This window comes from Bradyrhizobium sp. PRIMUS42, assembly GCF_023006515.1.
Lineage (GTDB): Bacteria > Pseudomonadota > Alphaproteobacteria > Rhizobiales > Xanthobacteraceae > Bradyrhizobium.
The window spans coordinates 1-9432 of record NZ_JALBGZ010000187.1; the positions used below are offsets into that span (position 1 = coordinate 1).

At 59.6% G+C, this 9432-nt stretch carries 9 protein-coding genes and 2 tRNA genes; 5 read left to right on the plus strand and 6 right to left on the minus strand.

The window, feature by feature from the left end; translation table 11 throughout:
* Positions 1-364, minus strand: a 364-nt coding sequence (locus tag MOV75_RS16225) for a Crp/Fnr family transcriptional regulator (protein ID WP_247006183.1), incomplete at its 3' end; no start/stop codon positions are given.
* 24 nt (positions 365-388) lie between these two features.
* On the minus strand, positions 389-577 hold the full coding sequence (locus MOV75_RS16230) for a hypothetical protein (protein ID WP_246917942.1): 189 nt from the start codon (positions 575-577) through the stop codon (positions 389-391).
* A 316-nt stretch (positions 578-893) separates the two neighbouring features.
* Between MOV75_RS16230 and MOV75_RS16235 the strand changes: the two genes are divergently transcribed.
* Positions 894-968: transfer RNA gene (locus MOV75_RS16235), tRNA-Thr, on the plus strand.
* A 245-nt stretch (positions 969-1213) separates the two neighbouring features.
* Here MOV75_RS16235 and MOV75_RS16240 read toward each other — a convergent pair.
* Positions 1214-2983 (minus strand): caspase family protein, encoded by a 1770-nt coding sequence (locus MOV75_RS16240; protein ID WP_247006185.1) that lies wholly within the window; start codon positions 2981-2983, stop codon positions 1214-1216.
* Between the two features lie 508 nt (positions 2984-3491).
* On the opposite strand from MOV75_RS16240, the gene MOV75_RS16245 reads away from it, so the two are divergent.
* The 3 genes from MOV75_RS16245 (at position 3492) to MOV75_RS16255 (ending at position 4921) form a co-directional block, all read left to right on the plus strand.
* Complete coding sequence (locus MOV75_RS16245) at positions 3492-4382, plus strand: hypothetical protein (RefSeq protein WP_247006178.1); 891 nt, start codon at positions 3492-3494, stop codon at positions 4380-4382.
* A 16-nt stretch (positions 4383-4398) separates the two neighbouring features.
* Positions 4399-4473 (plus strand) — tRNA-Thr (locus tag MOV75_RS16250).
* 97 nt (positions 4474-4570) lie between these two features.
* On the plus strand, positions 4571-4921 hold the full coding sequence (locus tag MOV75_RS16255; RefSeq protein ID WP_246917885.1) for a RidA family protein: 351 nt from the start codon (positions 4571-4573) through the stop codon (positions 4919-4921).
* 247 nt (positions 4922-5168) lie between these two features.
* Here MOV75_RS16255 and MOV75_RS16260 read toward each other — a convergent pair whose 3' ends face one another.
* From MOV75_RS16260 to MOV75_RS16270, 3 genes are all read right to left on the minus strand, one after another.
* On the minus strand, positions 5169-5690 hold the full coding sequence (locus MOV75_RS16260; protein WP_246917882.1) for a Spy/CpxP family protein refolding chaperone: 522 nt from the start codon (positions 5688-5690) through the stop codon (positions 5169-5171).
* Positions 5691-5849: 159 nt separating this feature from the next.
* Positions 5850-6518 (minus strand): helix-turn-helix domain-containing protein, encoded by a 669-nt coding sequence (locus MOV75_RS16265; protein ID WP_246917879.1) that lies wholly within the window; start codon positions 6516-6518, stop codon positions 5850-5852.
* A gap of 654 nt (positions 6519-7172) precedes the next feature.
* Positions 7173-7673: a hypothetical protein gene (locus MOV75_RS16270; protein WP_247006181.1), complete on the minus strand. Its 501-nt coding sequence runs from the start codon at positions 7671-7673 to the stop codon at positions 7173-7175.
* A gap of 799 nt (positions 7674-8472) precedes the next feature.
* On the opposite strand from MOV75_RS16270, the gene MOV75_RS16275 reads away from it, so the two are divergent.
* Positions 8473-8664, plus strand: coding sequence for a hypothetical protein (locus MOV75_RS16275; RefSeq protein WP_246917874.1), 192 nt, complete (start codon positions 8473-8475; stop codon positions 8662-8664).
* The last annotated feature ends 768 nt before the right edge of the window (positions 8665-9432 follow it).

Below are 9432 nucleotides of genomic sequence, written 5' to 3' on the forward strand. Positions count from 1 at the left end.
GGTCCGGCGGCAACAGCAGCGTTTCGACATCGCCCTCGGCGCGGCCGTCGACCAGCGCCGGCTGGCCCGAGAGCTGGCCGAGTTCGGCCAGAAATTGCCCCGGCCCCTGCTCGATCACCGGCGTGACGTGACCAAGCCCGTCGCGCTGGGTGATGGCGACATGGCCTTTCAGCACCACGAACATGCCGGGCCCCGGCTTGCCGGTCTCGAACAGGAACTCGCCATCGGCGTAGTTACGGACCTCACCGAAATGCCTGACACGCTCGATTTCGGCCGGGGTCAGCGCGGGAAAGGTCTGCTCGGGACGCGTGAAGCGCGACATCAGCGCGTCATCATCATTTCGTTGCTGTTCGTCCTGCGCCATGGTCATTCCACTCATTCCAAATTCTCAAGTGCCGGCTTTCCCGGCGGTCCCCTTACTTGGGGAACCATCCTCGTTCTGCGAGGGCTCGGAGCTTGCGGCGCGTTCGCGCGCCTGCAGCTTCCGCCGCTTCAGGTTTTCGCGCAGTGCCGATTTCAGCCGGTCGTCCCGGGACGACCTCGCCTGTCTCGTGCTCTTGTCGGTTTCGTCGGCCATTGCGGGTCCACTCAGTGTCACCGGCAATACCATGCCCAAGGAATACGGCAGCTCAAGAGGCCCGCGTGATCCGATCGTGCGAAACGCGAAATGGATCCAGCGCGGGCTTTCAGGCAACTGGCCAGTTGGGTGGGAATATCGGAACCCGAATCGACGCAAAGCCGGTGGTTTCGAGCCCAAATGGGCACTTTGGCCCCGATATCGGCCCGATTTTCTCGTTTTGACGGGCCGAGCAAGCTTGCACAGGAGGGGGGCTTGTGGCAGATATCGGCCCGCTTGGTAGGCCCCTCGGGCGCCCGATTCTTCACCAGCACATGCTGCCGTAGCTCAGTGGTAGAGCACTCCATTGGTAATGGAGAGGTCGACAGTTCAATCCTGTCTGGCAGCACCATTATTTTCACCGAGATCACAAAGCCATAGAGGCTTCTTGCGTCGCTCCCTGATAGTGAGCCGCAGAAATTCGCAAAGGATCAAGACTGATGAAGTAGAGCGGCTTCCGCGCCTCATCAGTTACGAACTCTTGGCGCTCCAATACTGATCGCTACCGCCATGCGGGACACACGTCCCGACGTTGCTCAACAGCCGCTTAGCGAGGCGAGCTACATTGCCCGCTCTGCAACAGAATGCTCGCGAGTCTCAATTACACGCTTCCGCTTGTACCCCTGACCCCCAGGCTCGGTTATCAATAAGCCGACAGCCGGGCTTCACTGGCCGACAGCCCGCATTGTTACAAATCATTTGACCGGATGCAGACGGCTTCGCGGGTGCGGTTTCGACCTGCTTCCGCTCCGCGTCTCGCTTGTTGGTATCCTCTCGGGTCGCGACCGGCTTCTTGTCTTGCACCTTCTCGCATTCGTTATCATCGTTGACGCGATAGCCAGCGCGACACGCGATCTTCACGCAGGCATCCCCATTGGCCCTGAAACCATGATCGCAGACCAGCGGGCAGACTCGACCTGACCGGGCTTTAATTGCGTCCAAAGCATCTGAGCTTGCCAGCGCCGGGTTGAGCTTCGTTCCCGCGTACTTGTTGAACAGTGTTAGAGAGCGCTGTGACTTGGCACCCCACTCGCTGCTTTCCCCATCAGCAAGACAGCCGACTCGGCGAAGCTCCGACTGCACCGCCTTGGCGAGTTCTTGCGGCGACGGCGCGGGTTCGGACGAAGATGCAGTGGATGGCAGGGCCGCAAGCTTTTGATCAGCTTCGGAGCTAGTCTTCTTCTCTGCTGCCTGCTTATCGGCCAGAGCCTTGGCAACAGCGGCCTCTATCTCCTTGCGGCGTTGCTCGGCTGCGGCGGCTTTCGCCTCCTCGACCTGTTTGGCCTTCTCGGCGGCGAGCCGTGCATCCTCAGCAGCCTTGGCGGCGGCAGCGGCCTTGTCCTGTTCGGTCTTTTTGGCGCGGTCGGCGGCGAGCCGCGCCTTGTCTTCTTCGGCCTGCCGAGCCTTTTCGACCGCCGCTGCGCGGGTTTCCTCTGCCGTGATCTTGTTCAGTTGGCCCTTTGCCAGCCCGGCATAGAAGCCGTCCGGGTATTGAGCAAGAAAAACATTCCAGCCATCGCGGGTGCCAAGTTGCAGGGCAAGCTCATAGTTGCGACGAATGGCATCATCAGGGCTTGCTTGAGGCCCGGTTGTTGTCGGCTTCGCGGCAACCAGCGCCACGTCATCACCGCCAAGGGAGCCGTAGACGTAGGGTTCTTGCTTGTAGCTTGTGTTCTTCAACACATCGTCACGGACGAAGCCGAACGCCTTGCGCAGATCAAGGCCCGGTGTCGGTAGCCGCTCGACAAGCGCTGCGGCGAACGGGCTGTTCTTGCTGTCGCCATCGGATGCGGTGGAGCCAGCCTTCGCTGCGAACGCGATCATGGTGTTCGGGCTGGTCGGCTCGACCTTGGCGAGGCCACGTCCAATGGCGCGGGCGGCAACCGTTCGCTTCATCGTCTTGGCGAATGGGTTATCCCGGCAGGCATCGAGAATGACGAGACGAAGCTGCTTCGCAGGCTCGACTGCGAACAGCGCCCGATCAAGGGCCACGGTCTCATCGAGAACGTCACTATCGGTCTCAAGAGCCGCATCAGTCGGAATGAGGTAGTTGGTGCCGTCAAGCTCAATGCCGTGACCCGCGTAGTAGATGACAGCAACCTCAGCGTCTCGCGCCCGTCCGCCGAAGTCACGCAGGGCTTTGCGCATCTCGGAAGCGTTGAGGTCGGTCCTGATATCGATCCAGTCGAACCCGGCTTTCTTAAACATGCCCCCGACCAGGGCGGCATCGTTCGCGGGGTTGGAGAGCTTCGGAACGCTCTTGTAGGCCGAGTTGCCCATCACCAACGCGACCCGGCGCTCGGCATGGGCCGATCCGCAAATCAGCCAGATCGAAAGCAACAACGTAATCCAACGAAAAGCGCCCATTAAAGTCCCCAACGAATATGTGCGCAGCCTATGCAGACTTTGCCGGAAGGCAAGCATCGGCTCTGTGCTGTTGATCACCAGCGTCAGCATTGGCCTGCTGCCATTAGCTGGCGGGCCGCCCCCTGATCTCACTGCTGCCGGGTTAGCAGGCGCAGGATGTCTGTTGGAGATCGAGACAGCCAAGCGAGCAAGTTCCCACCCTTCCACTAACGAGACCTATTCACCAATGGGTAGGTATTTCAATAACTTATAACTATTGTAGCCATGAACGGGGCGTAGGCTGTTGTTCGTAACCCTTCCGTCTGCCTGTGGGTCAGAGAAGGTCAATCACACACCTTAATACCTTCTCTAGATGCGCCAAATTACTACCGATAGCCGCCTCCCTACGGCGGAGCGGAACGCCATCGTTGTTGCTGCGGGCCTGCCGTGTCAGGCGGTCGGTTGCCAGAACAAGGCCACCCGGTGGTCTAACCTATGTGGCCTGTGCGAACGCCAGTTCCTTGAGGACATGAAGCCCGTCTTCGGCAAGCCGACCAAGGAGCAGCTTGCCGCTGCTGAGGCCGTGGTCAGGGAGCATTTCGAGGACAAGATCGGCAGTGGAGTCTTCGACGACTGGTCATCACAGATCGGCAAGACGTTCTCGCGCCCTCTGGCGTTGCTGCCAGCACCGCTGGCGATGAAGCGACGCAGATACCCAAAGGAGCGCTATGACGCTCTGCTCGCCTTGCGGACGCGGGATAGAGGAGTGCTGACCCGGCGAGGCGTGGTCAACCTGCTGGCCTTCGCACTCGCCATCGACGCCCTTATCACCCCGACCATTCCTCAGCCTGTCCGAAACGACTACATGATCGCGCTGTTGGGTCAGCGGTTCATGCGCCGGGAAGTCTACAGCCGAACGGTCATGCGCTACAGCAGTCGGCGCGAGAAGACAGGCGTAATCCGATACGGCCCCAACAGGCCTGAGGAACTGACCCGCCGCGTTGAGGAGGAAGTCCCCACGAAGGAATACTGCCGCATCCGCCGTTCTGACCGGCGCTACATCGGGAGGCGCCTGTGGAAGGCGATGGAGAAGATGCTGCTGTCGGGCGGCAGGAAGGGCGCTACCTGGTCTGACATGAAGGAAAAGGTGGCCACGGCTGCACATGGTCTACATGGGCCAGAGAAGACTCCACAGCGCGACCTCGCCTCACCAGCCTGCACCAGCGCTAAACCCGTTCCGCGCACCAGTGCCTGCCTGCCTGCCCGATCACGACGAGCCGTTGTCGAGCGCGACAGCCAGCATTCCTCTTTCGCACTGCTCTCAGGGCTGATACATGGTGCAGACGAGCGACGCGGTTTCGGTGAACCGTTACGGCTCTGTCAGGGAAACGCTGTCTTTCGTGGCAATGACGCCCGTTAGCGACGTCCCAGCACATGCTGCCGTAGCTCAGTGGTAGAGCACTCCATTGGTAATGGAGAGGTCGACAGTTCAATCCTGTCTGGCAGCACCATTCTCCCCCGATTGAAGCGAGCTTATTGAAGCAGGTCTTCTTATTGAGACAAGCCTTGCGCCTGACCAGCGAGCCCGCAACTTGCACGGATGCCATCGTGATCAAACGTTCCCTGCCCTATGAAGGACTGCTCCACGAGATCGTCGAGCATAACGACGTGCTTTATCTCGGCGGTGTCGTCCCTGAAGATACGGGGCTCGACATGACGGGCCAGGCCGACGATGTGCTGCGTCAGTTGAAGACCCTGCTCGAAGGGGCCGGCTCCGATCTCTCCTGCGTCCTGCAGGTGACGATCTTCATGGCCGAACTCGCCGACAAGGCGGCGTTCAACGCGGTGTGGAAGCGCTATTTCACCGCGAACCATCTGCCGGCGCGTGCGGCTGTCGGCGTTGCGGATCTCGGCCCGGGCGTCAAGCTGGAGCTGACGGCGATCGCCGCCCGCAAGTGATACTCGGGCGACATCGCCGAGGCGCGACGCCTCAGTCATTCCTGTATTCACACATGAAGCTGCATTCTCGCGGCAGGAAACGCCCGAGTTTTGCTCTCCTCGTTCGCCCTCTCTTGTGAAGAGGGCGCAGGGAAGATCGGGTGCCGGCTCGCACCCATGATCCGCTGCGCCAGGTTGGCAGGAATTGCCGCCAATAGCCGCGTGTGCTCCGACCATTATGCGGAGGTACGAATCGAACTACTTTGCCTCAGTCCTCGTCCTCTGACAGCGCACGGCGCCGGTCTACGGCATCACTCATATCGTGGAGTACCAGAATCGCGATGGCTGCCATGCGCTGCCTCTGTTCGGGATTAAGCGTTTTGTAGAGTGGCTGCCACGCCTCGGCGAGTTTATCCAAATCGGCTGATCGTTGAGCCAATGCTTCCGAGCGTCGTTGCAAGAAGGTGATGGGGTCACGATTGCGCAGGGCTTCGACACGGTTTTCGTCGGCCCGTCTACCCACTGTTTCTCCGATTTTTGCAAGGCGGGCTTTCCGATCCTCCGCCCGGGCACGAATGGCGCTCTCTACAGCCGGCCAGTATTTTTCCTGGTCAGGTGTCAGCTGCAACGCGGCCTTTACCAGATCAATCCTCATGTCCGTCAGCGTATTCCGGTCGGCAGCATTTAACCGTTCCGGAGTCGCAGAAGAGGTTTGCGAGGTTTGCGCATTGGCAATCGGGGATGCAGTAAGGAAGAGAGCGGTTGTTCCGGCAACTACTATTTTCAACATCGGCAATCTCCTAGGTGAGTTGCCCCGCACCGCATGATGGTGATGCACTGCGAGGTCACCCTTGACCTAAGTCAAGGAACCAGTGGCACACCGGAAGTGGTTGGCGCATCACCAAACCGACGCGATTGACCCTAGCGGACCAGTCGCGCCAAATCCCGTTTAATGATCGAACTCAGCCAGTTTTGCTCGATCTCGCAGCATGATTTGTCGATGGGATCGCCCGATGAAGGTGAGGACATCACGATCCCTAAGCTGTGATAGAGCGCGTGACACGGTCTCCAGCGTCAGCCCAAGATAGTCGGCGACATCGCGACGGTTCATTGGGAGACTCAATACTCCCGCCGCACTCAAACGGACGTCCATTTCGATAAGGAAAGCCGCGACCTTCTCAATTGCTGTTTTACGCCCGAGTAACAGCAAGTGAGTTTCGGCATGCTGAAGGTTGCTCGTGACAAGCCTCAGTACATTGTTGGTTGCGGCCGCGCGGCCCCCCTCTTCGTCGACAACATTCTGCCGGTCGGTCAGGTCAACAGTCGTTTCGACAATAGCTTCGGCGGTAAATCGGTGAACTGGACCGTTCTCAACGCCGAAGATGTCACCTAGCAGATGAAAGGCCATGATCTGCCGCCGACCGTCAGCGAGCAATTTATAGCTTCGAACCGCTCCGCTCTTGACTTGGTAGAGGTAATCGACCGGCTCCGCCTCTCCAAAGATTTCGGTACCGCGCTGATATTTGAATTCGCTGCAAGAGACCGCGTGACCGGCGAGCGCATTCAACCCGCTTGAGCCCGACCTTTGAGGCGCAATTTCTTGCGTCCTTACGAGCATTCGTTCCTCCGCCCGGTCCATGGAAATCAACTAAGGTAGGGAGAAGTCGGTAAGTCCAATCAAGGGAGATCAAACTTGACGCGGTAAGCGCTCGCAATCCATCTGAGCAATGCCTCCGCATTTATGGGGTCTTCTGAACTTCCTAAAGTCCGAACAGTGTGCTGCGCTTTCGGACATCCCTTGCACCCGGGGAAATCAAACACGCGGAACCCATCGCGTGAGAGCACACCTGCCGCCATTGCGAAGCGGCACCACAACTCGACAGGCTGAACTTGGCTGGGCTTAATTTCGGACATGATGCTCCTCCGAAGTCAGGCGGGAGCACAACACTCTCAGTCACCAATGATTGCCGACAATAGGAGCGGTGATCGAAATATTATGCCGCGGGGCAATGCGAGCGTATGTTCAAAATTGCTCACCCGCGAAAACTTAAGAAACGGAAATGTGCCACAGCATGGGACGGCATCACTCATCACAATGTCGCCAATCGGCCCGAAGGCGAAGATTTCGGAAAGCAGCATATGTCCGCTGCAAGGGACAGACCGGAAATCGGCGCCGTAGCTCTCGACTGCCCCTTTGACCCCATAGTGGCCTTGCGGCAATTTTCAGGGGCCGGCTCCCCGAGGGCCGACGGCCCCCCAGGCTTCGACCGTCTTACTTGTCGGGGTGCGGTGAGGCTCCAATTGGCCAACGCTGGAGGAGCAGTCTCTCAGCTTCATCAGTGCGTCGGTAGCCGTCCGCCCCAATTGCGCAATCGCTTCGTCGGTGAGGATCGATCTCGTGCTTCTGAGCCGCTCGACGCTGATATTCAGAACAGTCAGCTTCTCCTTCAGTGGCGCGATCTCTATTTGACGTGCTGGATTTTCTACTGTCTTGCCCCCCCCCGACAGCATCGCGAAGCGCGCGGACTTCCGCCGTCAGTTTTTGGAGATTCGCCAACACGTCTTTCGCCGGCAGATCGACTTTCGACAGCACTGCCTCGGTCATCGTTGCGACGACGTTTTCGGCAAGATGGTCGACGCGGGCAATCGCGACGAGCGCAAGAATCGCGGCGACGATCACCAGGATCGCCGTTGCATTTATCAGCGCCAGCAGCAACTGCCCAGGGAGCTTCCACAACCGTGCGGTAATTCCATTGCGATCGGGCTCGGTCACGATTGCCTCCTGCGTCCAGGATCCCGGGCTCTCTCTTCCGCATCTGTCGGCGCGGTGACGGCTCGCGAGCACACCGGCGCGCCTCATGGGACCAATAACCACTGATCTCCAGCAAAACCTCGGCGCCGGCATCGCCCGAGGCCGCTTTTCGCTGGGCACGAATTTCCGTGGCTGTCGCCCTTACAGCCTGCAGAGCGCGAACGGCGCGCAACACCGGCGAGGCAGCAGCCCGGTCCCCATAAGGAGACTGGGTACCGCGCCAGTTTTAGTAGCAAGGTCCATAGGGGTAGTATCCGCAGCGTCGCGCGCCATAAGCTCCGTAGGCTCCATAAGCTCCGACGGCAGCAGCGCCGACACCTACTGCGACTCCACGGCGTACGGCTGCTCCACGATAGACACCTCCTCGATAAACGGCTCCGCGGTGGACGCCACCGCGATAGACGCCCGCGCGACCAACGCCGGCGCGATACGCGAAGGCGTCAGTTGAGATAGTCGCCATGCACCCGATGCCGATTATAGCGGATGCAGCAAGCGAGAAAATAATCCGACGCGACATGATTGATCTCCGTTCTTCACGCTGATCAACTTGTCAGGCTATTCTTCCATCCGGACCCCGTCTGTTGATGTGGATCAATGTAGGCACTCGGGTTTTGGTCGCATCGACAGCACCTAGTCAGGGAGGTTCACATGAGTGCAATCATCAACTCGGAAATGATCTCTCGCCGAAAGGCTCTTTCTCTGATGGGACTGGCGGCTGCGTTCGGCCTCGCAGGGGCCTCTACGTTACTGACAGTATCCGATGCTGAGGCTCAGACCGTCGGCATGGAACGGCGTCAGGAGCGGCGTTCAGGACGGCATGAGCGACGTGAGGAGCGGCGTGCAGGACGGCATGAGCGACGCGAGGAGCGGCGCACAGGGCGTGCAGATCGACGTGAGGAGCGACGCACAGGTACAACTACCGGCGCAGGAACAACTACCGGCACAGGAATGACCACCGGCTCAGGTACCGGGGCGAAACAGTAATTCCACTGGCTCGGCGAAGTCACTAATCGAGCCGCTCGAGAGAGCATCATCGTGCATGGGCCACTCGAATTATCTCTTGCCGTCCGAGGTCAGGTAAATGTCGGATGATCGCCCGTCGCCGAGATGATCGAATGGGTTGCGACGTCTGCCATCGGCCCTTCGCTGCCGTTAAAGCCGTGCCGCGACATGTCCGCTCAGAGGTAAACCGGAAGTTTGCAGCCGCCGGGCGCTGGCCTGTTTCCGGCCTCCGTGGCCTGGCTTGAAAACACGCTGGCCTAATAGAATTTTGGGATGATCGGCGACGAACAAATGCCCACTTGGTACTCAGGAACCTTGCACATCACGCGAGGTGATTTGCGTCCGAGAGACGGCAAACTGAGCCATCTTCCTTCCGGCCCGCGCAGCAAGAGCCGCGATGTCCGAAGTGCAGAACACCCGCGCACTTCGCGACCACCATCCTTGACGAAGAACGATAGGCAGGTGCCGATCTATCGTTGTACAAGCTGCAAAGAGAAAGTCTGGATGCAAGGCCGCCTCAATCAGCGGCCTCTTCATTCATTGATTCGGTACGAGGTCGCTTGTTGGCCCACTGCTTTCGGTTTGACGCAGCGCAGCTACATCGCTCTGCCGTGCGATTCTCCGACGACGGCGTGGCTGCCGGCGAAGCCGCAGAGTGCCTCAGCGGCCAACGCCGCGGTGATGTGGGCCGACGCCCTGTCCCGCAAGCCGGGGCACG

Excerpts from the sequence above, each read along its gene's own strand:
- MOV75_RS16260 (WP_246917882.1), bottom strand. The coding sequence starts at position 5,690 with ATGTTGAAAATAGTAGTTGCCGGAACAACCGCTCTCTTCCTTACTGCA.
- MOV75_RS16275 (WP_246917874.1), top strand. The coding sequence starts at position 8,473 with ATGCTGAGGCTCAGACCGTCGGCATGGAACGGCGTCAGGAGCGGCGTT.
- MOV75_RS16245 (WP_247006178.1), top strand. The coding sequence starts at position 3,492 with ATGAAGCCCGTCTTCGGCAAGCCGACCAAGGAGCAGCTTGCCGCTGCT.
- MOV75_RS16240 (WP_247006185.1), bottom strand. The coding sequence starts at position 2,983 with ATGGGCGCTTTTCGTTGGATTACGTTGTTGCTTTCGATCTGGCTGATT.
- MOV75_RS16265 (WP_246917879.1), bottom strand. The coding sequence starts at position 6,518 with ATGCTCGTAAGGACGCAAGAAATTGCGCCTCAAAGGTCGGGCTCAAGC.
- MOV75_RS16230 (WP_246917942.1), bottom strand. The coding sequence starts at position 577 with ATGGCCGACGAAACCGACAAGAGCACGAGACAGGCGAGGTCGTCCCGG.